This window comes from Nocardiopsis sp. iso_237 (assembly GCF_056173345.1).
On sequence record NZ_CM149669.1, the window covers coordinates 6,414,686 to 6,436,904 of the forward strand.

The following is a 22,219-nucleotide window of genomic DNA, read 5'->3' on the forward strand; positions in this document are numbered from 1 at the left end:
CGACAGCGGCCGCACGAGAGGAGTCCCCTTGCTTTTACCCCACACCAGTGTGCCGGGTGTCGAACTGCGCGTGTCCCGTGTCCTGGGCCCCGAAGAGCTGCACCGGGTACTCGGCGGGCCCGAGGGCCTGCCCAGTGTCGACGTCCTGTCCCAGCTGCTGCCCGAGAGGACCGAGGCGCACGCGGCCCAGTTCACGGTGGAGCTTCCGGACACCGGAACGACCGTCGGCGTCGTGGGCCTGCACACGTTGGACCTGACCAGCGGTCACGTCCGGGCGGAGATCCACCTGGCCCCGACCGCGGACGCCTCGACCGTCGTGGCGACGGCCGCGCTGACCGTCAACTACGCCTTCTCGATGTTCCCCGTGCGCAAGGTCTACCTGTGGACGGTCGACGAGGAGGCCCGGGGCTACCGGGACCTGCCGGTGAAGGCACACAGAGAGGGGTCCCTGATCGAATACGTGGCCGACGGCGCGGGGCACCGCGACCTCACCGTCTTCACGATCGACCGCGAGGACTGGCAGGCCGCGGCCGGCTTCCTGGACGGGCTCATGGACGAGCGGGAGACGACGTGAGCGCGCTGAAGGCGCAGACGGAGCGGGAGGAGGCCTGGCTCCTCCCGCCGCACGGCTACGCCCACGGGCTGCGCGCGATCAACGTCATGATCAAGCGCGAGATGATCCGGACCCTGCACGAGTGGGGGCGGCCCTTCTCCCTCTTCCTCCAGTCGCTGCTCTGGCTGTTCGTGGTCAGCGCGGGCTTCGGCGCGCTGCTGCCGAACCTGCCCGACGACGTCAGGCTCGCGACCGCCATGTTCCCCGGTGTCATCACCATGACCGTCGTGATCGCGGCCATGTACTCCGCGTCCTCGGTGATCGCGGACCGGGACTCCGGCTTCCTCAGGGAGATGCTGGTGGCCCCGGTGAGCCGGGCGTCCCTGGCGCTCGGAAAGATCCTGTCCACCGCGATCCTCGCCACCGCCCAGGGCACCGTGGTCATCTGCCTGGGCGGGTTCGTCGGGGTCCCCCTGCACCCGGTCCTGACCCCGCAGTTGGTCCTGCTCACCTTCCTCTGCTCCCTGGCGATCTCCGCCTTCGCGGTGTGGGTGGCCACGCTGGTCCAGAACACCCAGTCGTACTTCGGCGTCTCGCAGCTCCTGGTGATGCCGGCGGTCATGCTCTCGGGCGCCCTCTTCCCCGTGGGGGTGCTCCCGGACTGGCTGGCGCGGCTCACACTGTTCAACCCGATCAGCTACACGGTCGACCCCATGCGGCAGTCGATCTTCGACCACGTCTCGGCCGCTCCGGCGGTCCACGAGCTGTTCAACCCGGGCATGTACCTGTTCGGCCACAAACTGGGCGTCGTCGCGGAGGTCCTGCTCGTCACCTCGGCCACGGCCTTCTTCCTCTGGCTCTCGGTGCGCCGCTTCCGCAGGCTCACCTGAGACCGGTCCGCTCGTCCCGGGCCTCTCGGGTGGGGCCGTGCGCGGCCCCACCCGAGTCGCGTTCGCATGTCAGCGGAGCATGGCCCGGCGCATGGCCAGGACGCCTGTGGTGAGCAGGACCGCGGCGAAAGCGGCCAGGACCCCGAGCTGGGGGAGGATGTCGCCGATCCCCGCGTCGTGCCGGACCAGTTCGGAGAAGGCTTCGTAGCCCCACGCGTGCGGGGTGAGGTGTGCGACCTGGCGCATCGTCCCCTCGAAGGTGTCGAGGGGGATGGCGGTACCCCCCAGGACGCCCAGTCCGAGCCCGAAGAACAGCGCCAGGGACCCCGCCCCGTTCTCCGTCCTGCAGATCCCTCCCAGCAGCAGTGCCGCGCCTCCGCCGACGAGGCTGAACAGGAGCATGACGGCCGCGGCGCCGAGGGGGTCGCCCCAGCTGACGCCGAAGACCAGGGCCGTGCCGAACATGATGACCAGCGCCTGGGTCAGGGCGATCAACAGACGCCCGGCCATCTCGCCGAGCAGGATCGTCCGCGCCGACGTCGGGGTCGCGTACATGCGCTGGGCGATGCCCCGCTCCCGGGTTCCCACCAGGGCGCTCGCCGTGGTGAGGGCGGTCAGGAACGTGTACAGCAGCAGGAGCGGCGGAGCGGACAGCGCGAAGGAGTTCATCCCCGGCGGGAAGACCGCCTCCCCCGTGGTGCGAACCCGCACCGCCTCGTCTGAGCCGGCCTCCTCTTCGATCCCGGCCAACGCCTGCTCGAAGGGGATGTCGGTCTCGGCGGCGACGAAGCTCGCGGACCTGAGCGAGGCGGCCTCGTCCCGGACCACCGAACGCGCCCAGGTACCGAGGTCGAGCGCTCCCGTGTCCGCTTCCCTGGCGACGAAGGCGACCTCGGCGCCCCCCTCGGTCAGCACCGCCTCGTCGTAGTCGCCGGGGATCACGACCCCGGCCTGGAGGTCGCCCCGCTCGACGGCGAGGCGCATGGCGTCCTCGTCGGTGTAGGGGACCGCGTTCAGTTGATCGCCCGAGGAGAGCCGGTCGACCAGGCGCTCGGAGAGCTCTCCGGTGCCCTCCTCGACCACGCCCAGGCGCTGGCCGTCCTCCCCTCCGCCGAACATCAGGCCGAGCATCAGGACCATGATGAAGGGGATCAGCAGGATGTAGATGATGTTGGATCGGGTCCTGAAGACCCGTTTCAGGTTGACGAGTCCGATCGCGGCGAGCTTCATCCGTTCAGCATCCTTCCGAGTCTGAGCAGCGACAGTGCTCCCGTCACCGCCGCCATGGCCGTCAGGACCAGGACCGGGACGAGAACCGCTGAGAGGGATCCGCTCGCGAGCTCCGCCAGACCGTGGAGGAACCAACGGTGGGGTGTGGCGAAACTGAGTACCGAAAGCCAGCCGAGATGGGAGACGGGGAAGAGCCCTCCGCCGAGGAGACCCAGACCCAGCGCCAGCACGGAGATCCGGTTCGTCGCCTGTTCGGACGAAGTGCAGAAGGTCGTGATGAGCACGGTGACCCCCACTGCGGCCAGCGTTCCCGCGAGCACCAGGGCGATGACCCCGGGAAGCGGGCCCCACGAGGCGCCCAGGAGCAGGACGGACCCCAAGGCCAGCACGAGCAGTCCCGTCATGCCGACGATGAGGGCGCTCAGGGACTTGCCGAAGAGGATGGCCGAACGCTGGATGGGAGCGGCGAGGAGGCGGGCGAGGGTACCGTCACGCCGCTCGTCCAGGATGCCGGTGACGCTCGACATCACCACGAAGAAGAGGAAGAAGTAGGCCAGGCCGGCCGCGTAGTAGGTGGCGGTGTCCAGCTCCCGCCACTCGGAGGTCGACTCCTCGACCAGGGCCAGGGGGGCGTCCTGTGCCTGGAGCCGTTCCACGAGTTCCTGCGGGGGGACCTGCGAACCGGACTCCACGACGGTTCCCACCGCGGCGCCCGCGACTCCGGTCTCGACCACGAACGACTCCGCGATCTCCCTGGCGACCTGGACCTGGACGGCGGCGTCGGCGGACCCGACGACCTCGATCGACGCGCTCTCCCCGTTCTCGACCCGCTCGGTGAAGTCCTCGGGGATGAGGAAGGCGGCGTCGACGTCACCGTCATCGACCAGCCGTTCGGCCTCGTCGGCGTCGGCCGCCGTCTCCCAGGAGATGAGGCCCTCGTCCTGGAGGGCACCGAGAACGTCCTCGGTGAAGACGGATCCCAGATCCCCGCGGTCCGTGTCCACGACGGTGTAGCTGATGTCGAGCCGGTCGGAGGTGTCGCCCAGGAGCTGGGCGAAGAAGAACGCCATGCCGAGGGGCAGCAGGAGACCGAAGAGCAGCAGCGAGCCGTCCTTCAGCCGTTGTCTGAGGTCCTTGGCCGTGATTACCGTTATGACACGCATCTGCCCCTCAGTCCCTCAGTGCCTTGCCGGTCAGGCTCAGGAAGACCGCTTCCAGGTCGGGCTCGTGCACGGTGAGGGAACGGAGTTCGAGTCCGCGTTCGGCCAGCTCCCGCACGATGCGCGGGGACAGCTCGGAGGCGTTACGCACCGTCAGTTCCACACCGTGCTCGTTGGCGGCGGCGGAGTGGACTCCTGGCAGCGGGGTGAGGAAGCGAACGGCATCGGCCGACGAGCCGTCCAGGCCCAGCACGATCCGGTCCAACTCGCCCAACGATTCGACGAGCTCACGGCGGGTGCCCTCCGCGACCATCAGACCGCCGTCGATCACGCCGATGCGGTCGCAGATCCGCTCGGCCTCCTCCATGTAGTGCGTGGTGTAGAGGACCGCGACTCCCTCGTCGGCCAGCTTGCGCACGCGTTCGAGGATGGCGCTGCGGCTCTGGGGGTCGACTCCCGCGGTCGGCTCGTCGAGGATGAGCAGCTTGGGCCGGTTCAGCAGCCCGACCGCGATGTTGGCTCGGCGGGCCATACCGCCCGAGTACTCCGACACGAGCTGGTCCGCGTGGTCGGTCAGGCCGACTGCGGCGAGCACCTCGTCGACCCGCGGCCCGGTCTCCGCACGGGGGATGCCGTAGAGGGCGGCGAAGAACCGGAGGTTCTCGGTCACGGACAGGTCCTCGTACAGGGCGTTCTGCTGCGGAACGAAACCGATGAGCGCCTTGGTCGACAATTCCGTGGGGCCGTGGGGTGCGCCACCGATCGTCACTGACCCTGCATCGCGGTCGAGAATGCCCATGACCATGGAGATCGTCGTGGTCTTACCTGCACCGTTGGGCCCCAGGAGGCCATAGACCTCGCCCTGGGAAATGAAGAAACTCACGCCGTCGACTACTTTTTTATCACGATAGGCCTTAGTGAGACCCAGGACTTCCACGACTTTCTCCACTATGACCTCTCCCCGAAAACCGAGCACCACATTTTCATCCGCGCAGCCTAGCAGAGCTCGGACACCGAATATTTAGCCCACCGCCATTGACCAGGGCGAACCATTCCTATCCGATTTCGGCGCCTCCACAAAAGGGGTTTCCGGCGAATGGTTCAAACCACGGTGTGCGAGGCGTGCGTCGACGGGACCGGTGCGCCACCGCCGCACGCGACGATCCCCGCGAGTGTCCCGACCATCTCGTTGGGCGAGGGGAGTGCGCGCATGGTGCGTTGGGCCTCGGCCGCGCCGAGTGCGTGGCCGGGCTCGGTGAGGACCTCGTCGAGAGCGGCACGGACCTCGGCGGCGCCCACCTCGGTACCGGTCAGGACCCGGGCCGCGCCCGCCCGGCCGACCCCGGCCGCCAGGAGCTTCTCGTCGAACTGCATCCGGGGCACGATCACCTGGGGGACACCATGGTCGAGCATGGAAAGGACTGTGCCCGCGCCGCCGTGGTTGATGACGGCGGAGCAGGTTTCCGCGAGGGCGTGCAGGGGTGCGAATTCCACGGGGCGGACGTTGGGGGGTAGGGGGCCCAGGCGTTCGCGTTCGGTGCGGGGCAGGGTCGCGATGATCTCGGCGTCCAGATCGGCCAGGCCGTCCAGGATGTCGGCCACGGGCAGGGAGTAGCCGCCCTGGCGTTCGGTGGCGGAGGTGCCCAGGGTGAGGCAGACGCGGGTGCGTTCGGGTGGGGTGCGTAGCCATGCGGGCAGGGTGGAGCGGCCGTTGTAGGGGATGTAGCGCATGGGTTCGTAGCGCACCTGGGCCGGTTCGGGCAGGCGCAGGGCGCTGGGTAGGTAGTCGATGGTGAAGTACCCGCTCGTCATCCGCTCGGTGAAGTCCCCGCCGAGCCTGCGCGCGTGTGAGCCCAACCAGTCGGCGAGCGGGTCCTCGCGCTCGCCCGGGGGCTGCTGCTCCATGACCTGGAGGTACCGGGAGCGCATGGCCCCCAACAGGTCCACACCCCACAGGAAACGCGCGTGCACGGCGCCGACCGCCTCGGCCGCGATCGGCGCCGCCAGGGCGATGGGCTCCCAGATCACCAGGTCCGGTTTCCATTGCCGACACAGGTCCACCAGGTCGTTCACCATCGGGTCGTTGACGGTGCGCCACCACCAGGGCACAACCTCCCGGTAGCCGTTTCTGAGGCGTTCCCAGCCGATTTCCTTCAGGGGACCCACCGTCTGGCGGAAGAGGGGTACTTCGCTGTCGGTCGCCCCCGGGGCCCGGAACATGCGCATGATGCGCCAGAAGTTGTGGTCGCGTCCGACCGGGACCGAGGGCAGACCGGTGTCGGATGCCGTGGGCATCAGATCGGGTTGGCTGGCTACCCTCACCTCATGGCCCGCCGCACGGAGCGCCCAGCCGAGCGGAACCATGTTCAGGAAGTTCGTTTTCTCCGCCACGGAGACTATGAGGACTCTCACCAGGGCTCCCTAATTCTTGTGTCGCACCCTTTCCAGGGCGAGTCGACCGCCGTGACCGCGGATATTCGAGTCGGTGGTCTCCTCCGCGACCGTGTACCGCCGAATCCGTACCGGCGGATCCGTACCGGCGCCCCGCACGGGCCCCTGCGCGGAACACTCCGCGGGGTTTCCGTCATCGTGGCCTATTCTCCGCGTGTACCTTCACGGGAAATCAACGCCGCCTCCCTTCGAAGGGCAACAGCATGCGCATACTCCTGGCCACAGTCGCGGAGAAACCGCATTTCCTCGGCATGGTTCCGCTCGGTTGGGCGCTGCGTGCGGCGGGCCATGAGGTGAGGGTAGCCAGCCAACCCGATCTGATGCCCACGGCATCCGACACCGGTCTGCCCTCGGTCCCGGTCGGACGCGACCACAACTTCTGGCGCATCATGCGGGCCTATTCGGTGTCCGGTCAAGGAGAGGACAGGGTTCCCTTCGTCCGCGGCGCCGCCCTCCCACCGGGGGAGATCACGTGGGACTACGTCAGGAACGGCCACCGCCAGGCGTTTCTCTGGTGGTGGAAGATCATCAACGACCCGATGGCGGACGACCTGGTGGACCTGTGTCGGCAATGGAGGCCGGACCTGGTCATCTGGGAGCCGCTGAGCTTCGCGGCGCCGGTCGCGGCCGAGGCCGTCGGCGCCGTGCACGCGCGCCTGCTCTGGGGCGCCGACATCTTCGCGCTCATGCGCGGCCACCTGCGCCGCCTCATCGGGGAACAGCCCCCCGCAGAGCAGGAGGATCTGTTGCGCGACTGGCTGGAGCAGCGAGCGCGTGCCGCCGGAACGCGGTTCACCGAGCGGATGACGAGCGGGTACTTCACGATCGACTACCTACCCAGCGCCCTGCGCCTGCCCGAACCGGCCCAGGTGCGCTACGAACCCATGCGCTACATCCCCTACAACGGCCGCTCCACCCTGCCCGCATGGCTGCGCACCCCACCCGAACGCACCCGCGTCTGCCTCACCCTGGGCACCTCCGCCACCGAACGCCAGGGCGGCTACTCCCTGCCCGTGGCCGACATCCTGGACGGCCTGGCCGATCTGGACGCCGAGATCATCGCGACCCTGCCCCGCACCGAACGCGAACGCCTGGGCCCCCTACCCCCCAACGTCCGCCCCGTGGAATTCGCACCCCTGCACGCCCTCGCGGAAACCTGCTCCGCCGTCATCAACCACGGCGGGTGGGGGACCTTCCTCTGCACCACGTCGCTGGGCGTTCCGCAGGTCGTCGTACCGACCTGGTTCGACAACGTCCTCCCGGCCCGGGCACTGGAAGCCGAAGGAGGGGGTGTGCACGTGCCTCCGGAGCGGGCCGACGGTGAGACCGTGCCCCGCGCCGTGCGGGCCATCCTCAGGGACCCCGCCTACACCTCGGCCGCCTACCGTCTGCGCGCACAAATGGAGTCCGCGCCCACGCCCAACCGGATCGCCACCGACATCGAGGCCATCACCCAACGCCACGCCGATACCGCGCACCGCAACTGAATTAGTCCGATGCGTCCCGTGTTTCCAAACCGTCACTTAAGCCGAGGTGACAAAACGGATCATACTAGGACAATCCACCTTTATTTTGGCTAGAACTGGGATATCTTGCCATAACGCAAAATCAGACGGGCTTTGGCAGGAGTTGGTCTGATTGCTTTGCGCAACGTTTGACTGACCGAGCGTCCACACCCAGAAGAGAGCACCGGGGTAAAAATGGGTAGAGATGTACGCGTCCACCTCTTCGGTCGGGTGGCCCTGTCCGTGAACGGGAAGAACCCCGACGTTGGTGGCGCTCGACAGCGAGCCTTCCTGAGCTTCCTGGCTTCACAGGCCAACAAAACAGTGAGCCGCGAGGAGATCATCGATGCTGTCTGGGGGGACAGCCCGCCACACTCCGTGACCAGCAGTATACACACCTACGTGGCCAGGATCAGGCGGGCCCTGGAGCCCGAACGGGAACCCCGGAGCCCGAGCGAAGCACTGGAGTTCGACGGGCTGGGCTACCGGATGAACCTCGACACCGACAACATCGACACACACCTGTTCGAGTCCTGCCTCGAACAGGCCAAGCTGCGCACCACCGCATCAGCCGACCATCTCCTCAGCGCCTACGACCGCGCCCTCCAGCGGTGGGTCGACAGCCCGCTGGTCGGTGTGCCCGGTCCCTTCCCGGAGATGGAACGCCACCGCCTGGAGGAACTCCACCGATCCGCCCTGGAGGAGCGGTACACCCTGCTCATCGCTACCTCCCGGTACCAGGAAGCCGTGCACGGCCTGTCGAGGTTCGCCAGACAGCACCCCCTGCGGGAGCAGCTGCGCGGACTCCTCATCACGGCCTACTACCTGGCGGGTCGCAGGTCGGAGGCGCTCATGGAGTTCCAGTCCCTTCGCGAGGACCTGGTCCGCCACCTCGGTATCGAACCCAATCCGGACCTCCAGAAAAAGTACCTGAAGATACTCCGCGGGGAATGCGTCGCTCTCCCCGAAAGCACGCACCAGCCCCCCGCGCGCCCTTCTCCCACCACACCCTTCCAGCTCCCCCGCGTCACCCCCGTGCTCGTCGGCCGGGAAGCCGAGCTGAAGGCGCTCCACTCCCTCGCGGAGAACCCCGTCTGTCGGCGCAAGTCGATGTTCCTGCACATCGACGGCCCACCAGGCACGGGAAAGTCCGCCTTGGCGGTGCGCTTCGCACACGAGATCTCCTCCTCCTTCCCGGACGGGCAGCTCTACGTCGACCTCCGAGGCGCCTCTGCCTCGGGTCCGCCGCTCACCTCCGACCAGGCCCTGGGCGATCTGCTCTTCGGGCTCGGCGAGCGCGCCCCGGGGTCCCTGCCGCCCGAGCGCCTCTCCGGACTGTTCCGGAGCCTGACCTCGTCCAAGCGGATCCTGATCATGTTGGACAACGCCGCGTCGGAGGAGCAGGTCCGCACCCTGCTCCCCGGATCCCCCCAATGCGGGGTCATCGTAACCAGTCGCACCAGAATGACCAATCTGGCTATACGGGACGGCGCCCAGCGAATAACGCTCGGCCCCCTCGCCAACGAGGACGCCGCGCTCATGGTTCTCCAGTCGGTGTCCAGGGCGCTCTCCGAACAGAATCCCCTCCGACCTCCGCGCATGCCCGACTCGTCGGAAATCATGGAGCTGTGTCGCTCCCACAGCAGGATTCCCCTCCCCCTCCACGCCCTCGCGGAGCGCCTTGCCCGCGCCGTGTCCTCTTCCCAACAGAAGGACACGGCCATGCTCGACCGTCTACTCTCCGAAGGGCACGACCAGTCGTTCGCGTCCGATCAGATCTCCTGGTCCTACAGGCTCCTGCCAGCGGACACCGCGCTCGTGTTCCGAGCCGTGGGACTCTCCAACGCGGAGGTTCTCGACACCCAGGCGGTCTCGGCGATTCTGCGGGCCGACGTGGCCGACGCCGACCATCACCTGGTCAGGCTCGCCGATCACAATCTCCTGTACGAGAGCGGTCCCGGCCGGGTGAGTATGCGGCGCTACCTGAAGTTGTACGCCCGGGAGGCCTCTTTGGCCAGTGATCCCGAGGAGAACCGGACTCGCTGGCTGAAGCAGCTGGCCGAGCACTACCGCTCGGCCGCGTCCCGCGCCTCCCGCGTCCTGGTCGGTGCGTCCGACACCGAATCCGACGACACACCGGTCGCCGACGACCGCGCTCTCCCCCGGTTCGAGACGCGCGAACACGCCTGCGCCTGGCTGCGGGACACGAGAGCGACGCTCTGGACCGCCATGCACGATGCCAGGGTCGGCTGAACACGTCTGGAGTCGGCATGCGGCCGCCAGCGTGCGAGGTGTCTCGCTGGCGAGACACCTCGCACGCTGGCGGCCACGAATCCCCGGGTCACGCCGGTCGGCACCGAAATGGGGGCACCCTGAAATCCGCCCCGGAAGGGGGCCGAAGACCGCCCCGGACCGACACTGCGGCCCCCAACCGATGCGCAACGCCCGGAAAACCTCCCTCGTATGGTGTCCCGCGAATGCGAACACCCTGCTACTGGGTTCCGAATAGGAGTTTGCCGGAATGGGGGCGGCGCTCGATCTGACTGATCGGATGAATCCGCGCAGCAACCCGACTGCGGCACGACCGAGCGCAGTCAGGATCGCATCACCTCCTCAAAGCCGCCCGGGCTTCTGAACGCCCGGTTCGGCGGAACATCTCCCAGGTGTGACCACGGCGTCCCGACCGGATCGGGCTCGGGCGCGTACCTGGGCGCGAGTGGACCACGCCCGATCGACCAGCTCACGCGCCCGCACCGCGCCCAGGGAACGGCCGCCCCGAACCGCGGTGTTTCCTCCTCCGACCGCGACCGCACCGGGGACGCCAGGGGGCGACGACCTCTTCGGCCCGCTCCTCGGCCCGCACGGCGGGAACCTGCCAGGGGGTCCGGCATCCGCCAGGCCCGGGACGGCGTAGGTGCTTTCCGGTCTCGGACAGGGTGGCGGCGAGCATCCGACGCTTGTGGAGTTCCTCAGGGGTGCGAGGGTTCCAGGGGACCTGCATGCTTTATGGGCACGACAAGTGCCCGCTTCCGTCAAGGCCCACCTCACAGAGCAGCAATGCCTATTGCCCTGGCCGCTCGGAGCGCGTACTCCTATGCTTGGATTCGCTCGGCAGGACCCGTCAAACTTTCACTGGCAGCGCCAGCGTGAATATTCATTCCATGCGCCGCCGCACTTGACAAGAAAACCACAGCTTTGATGGCGAGGACGAGGAACCAGTGCGCCCAACCAGAAATCTCGAATGGAGCGAATATGCGTTTCCTGCGTGAGAGGGAAAAATCCCGGGTTTCAGTCATTGGTCTCGGGCACGTGGGCTCCTGCGTCTCGCTGGCCCTCGCGCACAGGGGCGTCGACGTCGTCGGTGTGGACATCAACGCGGAGCTGGTGAGCGAGCTGAGCCAGGGCGTCTGCCGCTTCCAGGAGCCCGGGATCGCCGAACTCCTGGAGAGCTGTCGGGACCTACCCACCCTGAGGTTCACCACCGACCATGCCGCGGTCTCGTCGACGGACGTGGTGATCGTGGTCGTGGGAACGCCGGTGGACGGGTCCGGCACGTTCATCGACACGCAGCTCAGGAGCGCCTGCAAGGAGCTGGGGCAGCACCTGCGCAAAGGGCAGCTTCTGATCTTCAAGAGCACCGTTCCGCCGGGGACGACCCGGAACCTGGTCATCCCGATCCTGGAGAGCAGTGGCCTCACCTGCGGCGAGGACTTCGGCGTCGTCTTCTCACCCGAGCGCCTGTCCCAGGGGGCCGCGCTTCGGGAGCTCAACACGCTCCCGGTCGTGGTGGGTGGATCCGACAACCACAGCACGGAGGCCGCGGAGGTCTTCTGGCGCACGGTGCTGGGGGTCGAGACCACCTCGTGTTCCTCCTTGGAGACCGCCGAGATGATCAAGATCGCCAGCAACTGGTGGATCGACCACAACCTCGCGTTCGCCAACGAGCTCGCGCTCGTCTGCTCCCGCTTCGGCGTGGACACGCTGGAAGTGGCTGAGGCCGCCAACAGGCTGCCCAAGGGGGGCGGCAACGTGAACGTGCTGTTGCCCAGCGTCGGCGTCGGCGGCTCCTGCCTCACCAAGGACCCGTGGATGGTGTGGAGCACCGCCAAGGACCACGGCGTCGATCTCACCACCGTCGCCACCGCGCGCGCCGTGAACGACGGCATGCCCCGGCACACGGCGGAGGTCATCGTCTCCGCGTTGGAGGCGGCGGGCCGGAAGCCCTCGGACTCGCGGGTCGCGGTCCTCGGCCTGGCCTTCAAGAACGACACGGGGGACCTACGGTCCACTCCCGTGGCCCCACTGGTCCGGGAACTGCGGGACCGCGGAGTCGACGTGGCTCTCCACGACCCCCTCGTGAGCGACGGGGACGCCGAGCGGGTGTTCGGCCTCCCGCTCTGCCGCACCCCGGAAGAGGCCGTGCGTGACGCTGACTGCGTCGCCGTCACGGCCTGGCACAGCGAGTTCGCCTCGATCGACTTCGCTTCGTTGCGCGACCACACGGCCCCACACTGCGTCGTGCTGGACGGGCGCGCCTATTTCACCCGGGAGACCATCGACCACCTGTGGTCTCTCGGATACACCTATCTCGGGATCGGACGGTAGACGCGATGGCACGTGTAGTCGTGACCGGAGGGCGAGGGTTCGTCGGAAGCCACCTGGTCGACCAGTTGATCGCCCAGGGCGACGACGTGACCGTTTTCGACACCGGAGGGCGGGCGGCCCAAGCGGCCAGGCGCCGGGTGCCCGCCCGGTTCGTGACCGGTGACATACGCAATCCCGCGGAACTGGAACCGGTGATCACCAAGGACGTCGACGTCGTCTACCACCTGGCCGCCGTCGTCGGCGTCGACCGCTACCTCGCCGAACCCCTCGACGTCATCGACACGAACTTCACCGGTACCAGGAACGTCCTGGAGCGGGCGTCGAAGATGGACGCCAGGCTCGTCCTGGCCAGCACCAGCGAGGTGTCGGGCATGAATCCCTCGGTCCCCTGGACCGAGGACGCCGCACGCGTCCTGGGCAGCACGTCCGTCAACCGGTGGAGCTACTCCTCCAGCAAGGCCCTCGCCGAGCACCTCACCTTCGCGTTCGTCCGCCAGCACGGGCTGGACGCGTCCATCGTCCGTTACTTCAACCTGTACGGACCCCGTCAGCGCCCCGCCTTCCTCATCAGCCGGACCGTCCACCGCTGTCTCAACAACCTCCCGCCGGTCGTGTACGACGAGGGCAAGCAGACGCGCACGTTCACGTCCGTGCGGGACGCGGTCGAGGCCACCGTCCGCATCGGCGCGAGCGAAGCCGCCTCCGGCGAGTGCTTCAACGTGGGCAACTCCACGGAGCTGACGGTCCAGGAGGCCGTGGAGCTCGTCGTGGAGCTGTCCGGCACCGGGGTGGGGATCACGTCGGTGGACACCGGCAAGGACTTCGGCGACACCTACCAGGACCTGGGGCGCCGCGTTCCGGACACCACCAAACTCCGGACGCTCATCGGAGCCCGGTGCGACACCGGGCTGCGCGAGGGTGTGGCCCACTTGGTGGAGTGGGCGAACGAGCACCCGTGGTGGTTGGAACTGAAGGACGACTCACCTTTCTGAACCCATCGAATCCCCCGTCCCGGCCAAGCGGCCCCCTTCTCACCTCCCGAGGAATGACTGCCATGCCCACCACATCGGAGTGCCGCGTCTGCGGCAGCACGGTCCGAGAGTTCTTCGACTTCGGACGTCAGCCCCTGTCGGACGCCTTCCGCCTGCCCGACGCCACCGAACCCGAGTTCTTCTTCCGACTCGCCGTGGGCGCCTGCGAGGCGTGCACGATGGTGCAGTTGATGGAGGAGGTGCCCCGGGAGCGCATGTTCCACGAGGACTACCCCTACCTCTCCTCAGGCTCCGCGGGGATGCGGAACCACTTCGAGTCGGTGGCCAAGCGCTTCCTGAGCACGGAGCTCGTCGGCGACGACCCGTTCACCGTCGAGATCGGCTGCAACGACGGCGTGATGCTCAGGACCATCGCCGATGCGGGGCAGCGCCACCTCGGGGTCGAGCCCTCCGGCGGTGTCGCCGACATCGCGGCCTCACTGGGAATCGAGGTCCGCAAGGACTTCTTCGAGGAGGAGGTGGCCGAGCAGATTCGTGAACAGCACGGACACGCCGACGTGATCTTCTCCGCGAACACCTTCTGCCACATCCCCTACATCGGCTCGATCCTGCGCGGTGTGGAGGCCCTGCTCGCACCGCGCGGCGTGTTCGTGTTCGAGGACCCCTACTTCGGGGACATCGTGCGCAAGACGTCCTACGACCAGGTCTACGACGAGCACTTCTTCCTCTTCACCGTGCGCTCCGTTCAGGCGATGGCCGGGCGTTTCGGGCTGGAGCTCGTGGATGTCGAGCGCATCCCCGTGCACGGCGGGGAGCTGCGGTACACGCTGGCGAAGGCGGGGGCACGGGAGCCTTCGGCGTCGGTCGCCGACCTGCTGGAGGAGGAGCGGGAAACCGAACTGGCCTCGGAGTCGACACTTCGGGAGTTCGGCAGGAACGTGGAGCGCTCCAGGGAGCAGCTCGTCGAACTGCTCCGCGACCTGCGCGCGAAGGGCAAGCGAGTCGTCGCGTACGGGGCCACCGCCAAGAGCGCCACGGTCGTCAACTTCTGCGGCATCGACGACAGCCTCGTCGAGTTCGTCACGGACACGACGCCGGCCAAGCAGGGGCGCCTCACCCCCGGCGGGCACATCCCGGTGCGCGGCCCGGAGGAGTTCTCTGGGAACTACCCGGACTACGCCCTCCTCTTCGCCTGGAACCACGCGGACGAGATCATGGCCAACGAACAGGCGTTCCGCGAGGCCGGCGGCCGCTGGATCACCTACGTGCCCGAGGTCGGCGTGAGCTGACGGTCGGCTGCCTCGACCACGACACCGGTCGGACGCTCAGACGCGTTCCGACTGGTGTTCTTCTGCTGCTTGTTGGAGTTGGGTGGTGGTGTGGTGGGGGGTGGGCATGGTGTGGGCCTGGTCGCGTAGGCGTTGGGCGGCGTTCTTGTGGGTGGGGTCCGTCAGGAGGCGGTGGAGGTGGTCGTGGATGGTGTCGGGGTTCAGGGTGGGTTGGTCGATGGTGAGTGCGGCGCCTTGGAGTGCGGTGTTGTGGGCCAGTAGGGGCTCGTCGTAGACGTAGAGGGGGAGGATGAGCTGGGGGAGGATGAGTTGGGGGACCGCGTGGACCATGGCGGTGCACAGGGTTCCGACTCCTCCGTGGTGGACGACGGCGTCGCAGGTGGGCAGGAGTGTGTGCAGGGGGGTGGGTCCTGCGGGGATGACGTTGGGGGGTACGTCGGTCAGGGTGGCTTGTTGGTCCGGGGCCAGGGCGGTGACGATTTCGGCGCCGGTGCGGGCCAGGGCGTGGACGAGTTGGTTGAGGGTGAGGCCGGTGGTGGGGTGGAGCCGGTCGAGTGCTGTGGCGCCCAGGGTCAGGCAGACGCGGGGGCGTGTGGGGGGTTGGCGGAGCCATGCGGGGAGGGTGGCTGTGCCGTTGTAGGGGATGTAGCGGGTGGGTTGGTGGTTGATGCCGGGGATGGGGTCCAGGCGTAGGGGTTGGGGGAAGGGGTCCAGGGTGAGGTGGCCTTGGGTGAGGCGTTCGGTGTAGGGGACGTCGTGGCGGTGGGCGGTGGCGGTGAGCCAGCTGGTGAGGGGGTCCTGGCGTTGGTGTGGGGGTTGTTGTTGGAGGGTGTTGAGGTAGTGGTGGCGGGTGCGGCCGAGTAGGTCCAGGCCCCAGAGGTGGCGTACGTGGAGGGCTCCCACGGCTTCGGCGGCGATGGGTGCGGCGTAGGTGATGGGTTCCCAGATGACCAGGTCGGGTTTGAAGGAGCGGCAGAACTCCGTCAAACCCGCGACCATGGGGTCGTTGATGAGCTTCCACCAGAGGAGGACGGAGGACTTGGCCTCCTCGACCAGTTCCTCCCAGGAGAGCCTGTGGGGCGGCGAGTCACCCGGCACGAGCACACCGCTCCGGAGCTCGGCGGCTCTGTCCCCCATCCCCGGCTGGACGGGGAGGTCGAATAGGCTGTGCAGGATGTGGTCGTTTCCGACGGCGACGGCGGGCAGGCCGGTGGCGGCCACCGTGGGCATCAGCGCGGGCTGGCTGGCCACCACCACCTCGTGCCCCGCCGACCGCAGCGCCCACGCCAACGGCACCATCCCCAGGAAATGCGTCTTCTCCGCATGGGAAGCGATCACTACCCGCATACTCGTCCTGTTCTACGGTCAAAAACCTGAGAAACGCTGAAGCGGGGGCGGGGCCGTCGGGGAACGGCTGCCCGCGCCCCCTGAGGTGCCCGGATCGCGCGCGGTCAGGTACTCCAAAGGGAGTGTGCGCAGGCGACCAGGGTCCTGGCCTCGATGTTGAGGTAGTGCGCGTGTCCGAGCAGTTCCGTGAACTGCCCCAGGGTCACCCAGAGGTAGCCCTCCGGTTCCCGGACAGGCGTCCCCTCATCCACGCGCACGATCCTGTAGCGGGTCTGCGCGTGGTGGAAGCGTCCGCCCTCTTCCGAGAGCACGGTGTCGTACAGCACCCTGTCCCCGTCGTCGGAGAGGGCCTCCTTCAGGAAGGGGGTGTCCGACGACTCCTCCCACGAGCGACCACTCGGGGAGAGCTGGACCGTGGGGGCGTACTCGACGACGTCGGCGAGGCCCGGCTGGGGCAGGGCGTGCGCGAGGACGTGGAGGACGCCCGAAATCGATCGCACCAGGAAGACCGCGAGTCCCAGTCCACGCGGTTCGAGGAGCGGCTGGGACCACTGGCTGACCTCACGGGTCTCAGCCCTCACCCTGGCGGCGATGACACGGAACTCCTTGCCCGCGTCGTCCCCGATCTCGGTGGATCCCGCGGTCCATCCGGTGACGCGGTTCAGCGGTGTCAGCCTCGGCCCCCACCCACACCGGGTCTTGGCCTCGATGAGGTGGGTGGTCACCTCCTTCATGCTGTGGAGTGCGGGCTCCGGGGAGTCCGGCTCCGTCGCCGCGTGGGACGCCGCGAGCTCCCTTGCCGGGGTCCCGTCGCCGACTCCGGGAGGCGGCCCGAACCCCATGCACGCCAGCACGGTCCGGGCGTCCATGTTGATGAGGTTGTCCGTCCGCAGGAACCGCATCACCTGGTACACGGAGAGCCAGCAGTAGTCGACGAGGACCGGCACGTCCGGCTCCACACGCACGGCCATGTTGCGGTTGCGCTTGCGCCAGAACCACTGCCCCTGCTCCGACTGGAGCACGTCGGCCACGATGTTCCGTGGAAGCGACCCGTTGAAGTACTCGACGTACGGAGTGCTGCGCCCGCCGTGCACCCCGGTGAAGTTGCTACGGGTCGCCTGGACGGTGGGCGACATCTGGAGGAGGTTGACGTTGCCCGGCTCGAACTTCGCCTGCATGAGCAGGTGGGGTACCCCGTCGAAGTCGGCGGTGAGAATGCCCAGGATGCCGATCTCGGGTTGGTCGATGATCGGCTGTGTCCAGGTCGAGGAGCCGTCGCGGACCTCGATCCCCTCCACCGTGAAGAACCTGCCGCTCTGATGGCCCAGGTTCCCGGTGCCGTGCTCGAAGGCCCAGCCCGTCGCCTCAGAGAAGGGCACTTCCTCCACCGAGGCGACACGTGACGCCGTCCGGTCAGCGAGCCAGGCGTGGAACTCCTCGTCGCTGAGGAGGCTCCCCGGATCCTCGAAGGTCACAGGGAGGCCAGGGTCTTGTGCAGGCAGTCGATGATCCGCTCCTGGTCGGACTCGGTCAGGGAGGGGTACATCGGCAGGGAGAAGATCCTCCCGGCGGCGTCCTCCGTGACGGGCAGCGCGCCTTCCTTGTAGCCGAAGTGCGAGAAGCCCGTCTGGGTGTGCACGGGCCACGGGTAACTGATGTTGAGGGAGATGTCGTACGCCTTCATCCCCTCGATGATTCGGTCGCGCTCGGGGTGCTGCACCACGTACACGTAGTACACGTGGTCGTTGCCCTCCGCGGTGACCGGCAGGACGAGGTCGGTGTCGGCCAGCGCCTCGGCGTACCGGGCGGCCACGGCCCTGCGCCCCTCGATGTAGCCGTCCAGGCGGGTGAGCTTGCGGCGGAGGATCTCGGCGTGCACCTCGTCCAGGCGCGCGTTGAGCCCGTTTCGAGCCACCACGTAGTAGGCGACCTCCTCCATCCCGTAGTAGCGCAGGCGCCGCAGCCCCGCGTCCACCTCGGGGTCGGACGTGATCGTGGCTCCGCCGTGACCGTAGGCGCCCAGGACCTTGGTCGGGTAGAAGGAGAAGGCTCCGGCGCGGCCCATCGAACCGGCGATGCGACCGTGGTGGCGGGCCCCGTGCGACTGGGCGCAGTCCTCCAGGATCTGGAGGTCGTGGCGGCGGGCGAGCTTCTCCAGGGGCGCCATGTCGACACACTGCCCGTAGAGGTGGACGGGGAGGATGCACCGCGTGCGGTCGGTGATGGCGGCCGCCACCTGGTCGACGTCCATGAGGTAGGTGCGCGGGTCGATGTCCACGAAGACAGGGATCGCGCCGACGCGGTCGATCGCCAGGACGGTGGGAGCGGCCGTGTTGGACACGGTGATCACCTCGTCACCGGGTTCGATCCCCATGGCGAGCAGGGCGAGCAGAATCGCGTTCGTCCCGTTGTCGACGCCCGCGCAGTGGCTCACCCCGTGATAGGCGGCGAAATCCTCCTCGAACTGCCCGACTCTCGGTCCCCAGACAAGGTTCCCCGAACTGAAGACCGAGTCGACGGCGTCGAGGATATCGTCACGTTCCTGGTTGTACTCATTGAGGTAACCCCAGACATACGTGGTCATCGTGATATCACTTCCGAGTTCTGTACTGAGAAGAACGGGGCAGGCGAAGCACCGTAGCACTGCCGTCTGGCAGTGCCACGGACCGGATGTGGCCCGAGGGATCCGGCCACATCCGTTCAGCTCTCCAGTGGCGGGGCGGTCTTGGCTGCCTCGTTAAGGGTGTTGAGGATCCATTCGAGAAGGTCCTTACTCTCTTGCTCAGCAGCCTTCTGCCAGCGATCGTGCTGTTCTGCGATCAGCGTCAGCCGGATTTTCGGGGAGTCTACTTCTTCTCTCCCTGAGATATCCGCCCGAATCTGCCTGCGCAGCTCGTTGCGGGACCACTTCCACTGTTCCGCTCTCGTCAGCCAGAGTTCCTGCTCCGACTCGGGGAGCCTGGCCACCTCGGCATGGTGCTGGAAGCTCAGCTTCTCCCTGCGTCGGAGCATGGAGAACTTCCGTGCCACCCAGGCGTAGTTGCGCAAGGTCTGGTAGTCCAGGGAAGTCTTGGAGATCGCCGTCTTGTAACGGTCCGGGTAGTGCTCTTGGCCGTAGATGAGCCAGTCGCCGAGCCACCATGCGGAAGCATCGGAGATCACGAAAATCTGGTCTCCGATCCGCTGCCAGGAGTGAAGCGGCATCCCGAGGGGCAGGGCAAGGGAAATTCGCCTCGTGGCGGCAGAGCGGTCCAGAGCTATTCTGTCGAAATCAGCGGGGGGGCCGCCGTTGACAGTAGATCGGGAAAGTCGACTCACTGGAATAGTTTGTCCTCACATGAACTTTCAGCTTCAACCGATCCAAGGAGGACGCCATGCTTGTCAAGCACTTGACGCGCAGCTGTCCGAATGAAACGGAGAAGTGTTTTCGAGCAGAGAAGACCAGTCAGCTTCAAGGACTGTCAAGCATTGCGAACAAAAGTAGACCAGAGCCCACTTAAGGAGGTCTGTACGGAGACTGAACGACCGCTTCCGCGCTGCTCAGGACACGCTGAACCGGAATTCGGGACCGAGTTCACAAAAAGAAACCGAGCCCTCGACAACAATGAGTAAGGAGACGTAACTATGCGCGTGTTGTTTGTTTCGTATGCGGAGAAGACGCATTTCCTGGGGATGGTGCCGTTGGCGTGGGCGCTGCGGTCGGCGGGGCACGAGGTGGTGGTGGCCAGCCAGCCCGAGCTGATGCCCACGGTGGCCGCCACCGGCCTGCCCGCCGTCGCCGTCGGAAACGACCACGTCCTCTACGAACTGAACCGGTGGACCGAACGTCTGGGCGGGAACAGCGGACCCGGGCTGTTCGATGTCGGGCAACGGTGGCCGGAGGAGACCGGGGCGGCGGAACTGCTGGACGGCTACGGCTCGGCCGTCTCCCTGTGGTGGAAGGTGGTCAATGATCCGATGGTGGATGAGCTGACGGTGTTCTGTCGTCAGTGGCGTCCGGACCTGGTGTTGTGGGAGCCGGTGTCCTTCGCGGGGGCGGTGGCCGCTGAGGCGGTGGGGGCGGTGCACGGTCGGGTGTTGTGGGGGATGGATCTGCTGGGGCGGATGCGGGGACGTTTTCTGGAGGTTTTGGGTGGGCGGGGTCTGGAGGGGGATCCTCTGGCCCGGTGGTTGGGTGATCGTGCTCGGCGGGTGGGGGTGGGGTTCTCCGAGCGGATGACCCGGGGTTCCTTCACTCTGGACCCTCTGCCGCAAGGGGTGGGTCTGGGTGCGGTGGAGGGGGTGGAGCGGGTTCCGGTGCGGTATGTGCCCTACAACGGGCGTGCGGTGGTGCCGGAGTGGTTGCGTGGGGGCAGGGGTGATCGCCCACGCGTGTGTGTGACGTTGGGGACCTCGGCGGTGGAGCGTCTGGGTGGGTACGCGGTGGGGGTGGAGGAGGTGTTGGAGGGTGTTGCGGGTGTGGACGCCGAAGTGGTGGCGGCTCTGCCGGGGTACTCGGGTCGGGTGCCGAGCAACGTGCGGGTGGTGCCCTTCGTGCCCTTGCACGCATTGGTGCCCGGGTGCGCGGTGTTGGTCAACCACGGTGGTCCGGGGACGTTGCTGACCGGGTTGTCCCACGGCGTCCCCCAAGTCCTCCTGCCCGGACACCACCTGGACGAACCGCTCATGGCCACGAGGTTCGCCGACCTCGGTGCCGCCGTCACCACACCCGCCGATCGGGTTTCGGGTGCGGTGGTGCGTGCGGGGGTGGAGCGGGTGCTGGCTGAGGGTTCGTTCGCGCGGTCGGCGCGGCGGTTGCGTGGGGAGATGGCGGCGATGCCCTCTCCGGGACGGTTCGCGGCACAGGTCGAGGACCTGGTCGAACACCACAGGGGCCGGGCGGAGACGGTATGAGCACGGAACGGACGAGTATGCGGGTAGTGATCGCTTCCCATGCGGAGAAGACGCATTTCCTGGGGATGGTGCCGTTGGCGTGGGCGCTGCGGTCGGCGGGGCACGAGGTGGTGGTGGCCAGCCAGCCCGCGCTGATGCCCACGGTGGCCGCCACCGGCCTGCCCGCCGTCGCCGTCGGAAACGACCACGTGATGTCGCTCCTGGCGAGGTCGGTGGACAGCTCGGGCTTCTCGGCCTCCCCCTCGATGAGGCTGAAACACGCTCCGTGGGAGATGGCGTGGCCCGAGATGAGGAACTCCTACAGCGACCTCGTCCTGGGCTGGCTGCGCATGGTGAACATGCCGATGGTCGCGGGTTTGACGGAGTTCTGCCGCTCCTTCAAACCCGACCTGGTCATCTGGGAACCCATCACCTACGCCGCACCCATCGCCGCCGAAGCCGTGGGAGCCCTCCACGTACGCCACCTCTGGGGCCTGGACCTACTCGGCCGCACCCGCCACCACTACCTCAACACCCTCCAACAACAACCCCCACACCAACGCCAGGACCCCCTCACCAGCTGGCTCACCGCCACCGCCCACCGCCACGACGTCCCCTACACCGAACGCCTCACCCAAGGCCACCTCACCCTGGACCCCTTCCCCCAACCCCTACGCCTGGACCCCATCCCCGGCATCAACCACCAACCCACCCGCTACATCCCCTACAACGGCACAGCCACCCTCCCCGCATGGCTCCGCCAACCCCCCACACGCCCCCGCGTCTGCCTGACCCTGGGCGCCACAGCACTCGACCGGCTCCACCCCACCACCGGCCTCACCCTCAACCAACTCGTCCACGCCCTGGCCCGCACCGGCGCCGAAATCGTCACCGCCCTGGCCCCGGACCAACAAGCCACCCTGACCGACGTACCCCCCAACGTCATCCCCGCAGGACCCACCCCCCTGCACACACTCCTGCCCACCTGCGACGCCGTCGTCCACCACGGAGGAGTCGGAACCCTGTGCACCGCCATGGTCCACGCGGTCCCCCAACTCATCCTCCCCCAGCTCATCCTCCCCCTCTACGTCTACGACGAGCCCCTACTGGCCCACAACACCGCACTCCAAGGCGCCGCACTCACCATCGACCAACCCACCCTGAACCCCGACACCATCCACGACCACCTCCACCGCCTCCTGACGGACCCCACCCACAAGAACGCCGCCCAACGCCTACGCGACCAGGCCCACACCATGCCCACCCCCCACCACACCACCACCCAACTCCAACAAGCAGCAGAAGAGTGGCGGGGGTGACGGGGG

The 22,219-nt window shown here is 67.6% G+C and carries 17 protein-coding genes; 9 read left to right on the forward strand and 8 right to left on the reverse strand.

The annotated features are described in order from the left end of the window. Window positions 1-28 precede the first annotated feature (28 nt). Together AC0VYM_RS28715 and AC0VYM_RS28720 are read left to right on the forward strand one after the other, a co-directional pair. A complete protein-coding gene (locus AC0VYM_RS28715; RefSeq protein ID WP_475457388.1) occupies window positions 29-574 on the forward strand; it encodes a GNAT family N-acetyltransferase in 546 nt (181 codons plus the stop codon). After that, window positions 571-1,443: an ABC transporter permease gene (locus AC0VYM_RS28720; RefSeq protein WP_475457390.1), complete on the forward strand. Its 873-nt coding sequence runs from the start codon at window positions 571-573 to the stop codon at window positions 1,441-1,443. Before AC0VYM_RS28715 ends, AC0VYM_RS28720 begins: the two co-directional genes overlap by 4 nt. Before the next feature lie 69 nt (window positions 1,444-1,512). On the opposite strand, the gene AC0VYM_RS28725 is transcribed toward AC0VYM_RS28720, so the two are convergent. From AC0VYM_RS28725 to AC0VYM_RS28740, 4 genes are all read right to left on the reverse strand, one after another. Beyond that, a complete protein-coding gene (locus tag AC0VYM_RS28725; RefSeq protein WP_475457392.1) occupies window positions 1,513-2,673 on the reverse strand; it encodes an ABC transporter permease in 1,161 nt (386 codons plus the stop codon). Next, entirely contained in the window at window positions 2,670-3,836 is a 1,167-nt protein-coding gene (locus AC0VYM_RS28730) for an ABC transporter permease (RefSeq protein ID WP_475457394.1), read from the reverse strand. Before AC0VYM_RS28730 ends, AC0VYM_RS28725 begins: the two co-directional genes overlap by 4 nt. 7 nt (window positions 3,837-3,843) lie before the next feature. Continuing rightward, complete coding sequence (locus AC0VYM_RS28735) at window positions 3,844-4,716, reverse strand: ABC transporter ATP-binding protein (RefSeq protein WP_475457396.1); 873 nt, start codon at window positions 4,714-4,716, stop codon at window positions 3,844-3,846. A gap of 218 nt (window positions 4,717-4,934) precedes the next feature. After that, window positions 4,935-6,245, reverse strand: a complete 1,311-nt coding sequence (locus AC0VYM_RS28740; RefSeq protein ID WP_475457398.1) for an activator-dependent family glycosyltransferase — start codon at window positions 6,243-6,245, stop codon at window positions 4,935-4,937. Between the two features lie 242 nt (window positions 6,246-6,487). Here AC0VYM_RS28740 and AC0VYM_RS28745 point away from each other — a divergent pair, with 242 nt between their 5' ends. The 5 genes from AC0VYM_RS28745 (at window position 6,488) to AC0VYM_RS28765 (ending at window position 14,675) form a co-directional block, all read left to right on the forward strand. Then, complete coding sequence (locus AC0VYM_RS28745; protein ID WP_475457400.1) at window positions 6,488-7,771, forward strand: activator-dependent family glycosyltransferase; 1,284 nt, start codon at window positions 6,488-6,490, stop codon at window positions 7,769-7,771. A 213-nt stretch (window positions 7,772-7,984) separates the two neighbouring features. Continuing rightward, a complete protein-coding gene (locus tag AC0VYM_RS28750; protein WP_475457402.1) occupies window positions 7,985-10,042 on the forward strand; it encodes an AfsR/SARP family transcriptional regulator in 2,058 nt (685 codons plus the stop codon). Window positions 10,043-11,041: 999 nt separating this feature from the next. Further along, complete coding sequence (locus tag AC0VYM_RS28755) at window positions 11,042-12,394, forward strand: nucleotide sugar dehydrogenase (protein WP_475457404.1); 1,353 nt, start codon at window positions 11,042-11,044, stop codon at window positions 12,392-12,394. A 5-nt stretch (window positions 12,395-12,399) separates the two neighbouring features. Beyond that, on the forward strand, window positions 12,400-13,386 hold the full coding sequence (locus AC0VYM_RS28760) for an NAD-dependent epimerase/dehydratase family protein (RefSeq protein ID WP_475457406.1): 987 nt from the start codon (window positions 12,400-12,402) through the stop codon (window positions 13,384-13,386). Between the two features lie 62 nt (window positions 13,387-13,448). Next, complete coding sequence (locus tag AC0VYM_RS28765; protein ID WP_475457408.1) at window positions 13,449-14,675, forward strand: methyltransferase domain-containing protein; 1,227 nt, start codon at window positions 13,449-13,451, stop codon at window positions 14,673-14,675. A gap of 36 nt (window positions 14,676-14,711) precedes the next feature. Here AC0VYM_RS28765 and AC0VYM_RS28770 read toward each other — a convergent pair whose 3' ends face one another. The 4 genes from AC0VYM_RS28770 to AC0VYM_RS28785 form a co-directional block, all read right to left on the reverse strand. Continuing rightward, on the reverse strand, window positions 14,712-16,013 hold the full coding sequence (locus AC0VYM_RS28770; RefSeq protein WP_475457410.1) for a nucleotide disphospho-sugar-binding domain-containing protein: 1,302 nt from the start codon (window positions 16,011-16,013) through the stop codon (window positions 14,712-14,714). A 113-nt stretch (window positions 16,014-16,126) separates the two neighbouring features. Continuing rightward, complete coding sequence (locus tag AC0VYM_RS28775) at window positions 16,127-17,497, reverse strand: NDP-hexose 2,3-dehydratase family protein (RefSeq protein WP_475457412.1); 1,371 nt, start codon at window positions 17,495-17,497, stop codon at window positions 16,127-16,129. Next, window positions 17,494-18,606, reverse strand: coding sequence for a DegT/DnrJ/EryC1/StrS family aminotransferase (locus tag AC0VYM_RS28780; RefSeq protein WP_475457415.1), 1,113 nt, complete (start codon window positions 18,604-18,606; stop codon window positions 17,494-17,496). The genes AC0VYM_RS28775 and AC0VYM_RS28780 overlap by 4 nt, the downstream gene beginning before the upstream one ends. 116 nt (window positions 18,607-18,722) lie before the next feature. After that, window positions 18,723-19,340 (reverse strand): LmbU family transcriptional regulator, encoded by a 618-nt coding sequence (locus AC0VYM_RS28785; protein WP_475457417.1) that lies wholly within the window; start codon window positions 19,338-19,340, stop codon window positions 18,723-18,725. Window positions 19,341-19,646: 306 nt separating this feature from the next. Here AC0VYM_RS28785 and AC0VYM_RS28790 point away from each other — a divergent pair, with 306 nt between their 5' ends. Further along, window positions 19,647-20,915, forward strand: coding sequence for an activator-dependent family glycosyltransferase (locus tag AC0VYM_RS28790; RefSeq protein ID WP_475457419.1), 1,269 nt, complete (start codon window positions 19,647-19,649; stop codon window positions 20,913-20,915). A 26-nt stretch (window positions 20,916-20,941) separates the two neighbouring features. Continuing rightward, on the forward strand, window positions 20,942-22,213 hold the full coding sequence (locus AC0VYM_RS28795; protein WP_475457422.1) for a nucleotide disphospho-sugar-binding domain-containing protein: 1,272 nt from the start codon (window positions 20,942-20,944) through the stop codon (window positions 22,211-22,213). Window positions 22,214-22,219: the final 6 nt, after the last annotated feature.

What these genes read in the sequence shown, in the direction of transcription:
- AC0VYM_RS28755 (WP_475457404.1), top strand. Translation starts at nt 11,042, where the DNA reads ATGCGTTTCCTGCGTGAGAGGGAAAAATCCCGGGTTTCAGTCATTGGT.
- AC0VYM_RS28730 (WP_475457394.1), bottom strand. Translation starts at nt 3,836, where the DNA reads ATGCGTGTCATAACGGTAATCACGGCCAAGGACCTCAGACAACGGCTG.
- AC0VYM_RS28790 (WP_475457419.1), top strand. Translation starts at nt 19,647, where the DNA reads ATGCGCGTGTTGTTTGTTTCGTATGCGGAGAAGACGCATTTCCTGGGG.
- AC0VYM_RS28765 (WP_475457408.1), top strand. Translation starts at nt 13,449, where the DNA reads ATGCCCACCACATCGGAGTGCCGCGTCTGCGGCAGCACGGTCCGAGAG.
- AC0VYM_RS28750 (WP_475457402.1), top strand. Translation starts at nt 7,985, where the DNA reads ATGGGTAGAGATGTACGCGTCCACCTCTTCGGTCGGGTGGCCCTGTCC.
- AC0VYM_RS28780 (WP_475457415.1), bottom strand. Translation starts at nt 18,606, where the DNA reads ATGACCACGTATGTCTGGGGTTACCTCAATGAGTACAACCAGGAACGT.
- AC0VYM_RS28760 (WP_475457406.1), top strand. Translation starts at nt 12,400, where the DNA reads ATGGCACGTGTAGTCGTGACCGGAGGGCGAGGGTTCGTCGGAAGCCAC.
- AC0VYM_RS28725 (WP_475457392.1), bottom strand. Translation starts at nt 2,673, where the DNA reads ATGAAGCTCGCCGCGATCGGACTCGTCAACCTGAAACGGGTCTTCAGG.
- AC0VYM_RS28745 (WP_475457400.1), top strand. Translation starts at nt 6,488, where the DNA reads ATGCGCATACTCCTGGCCACAGTCGCGGAGAAACCGCATTTCCTCGGC.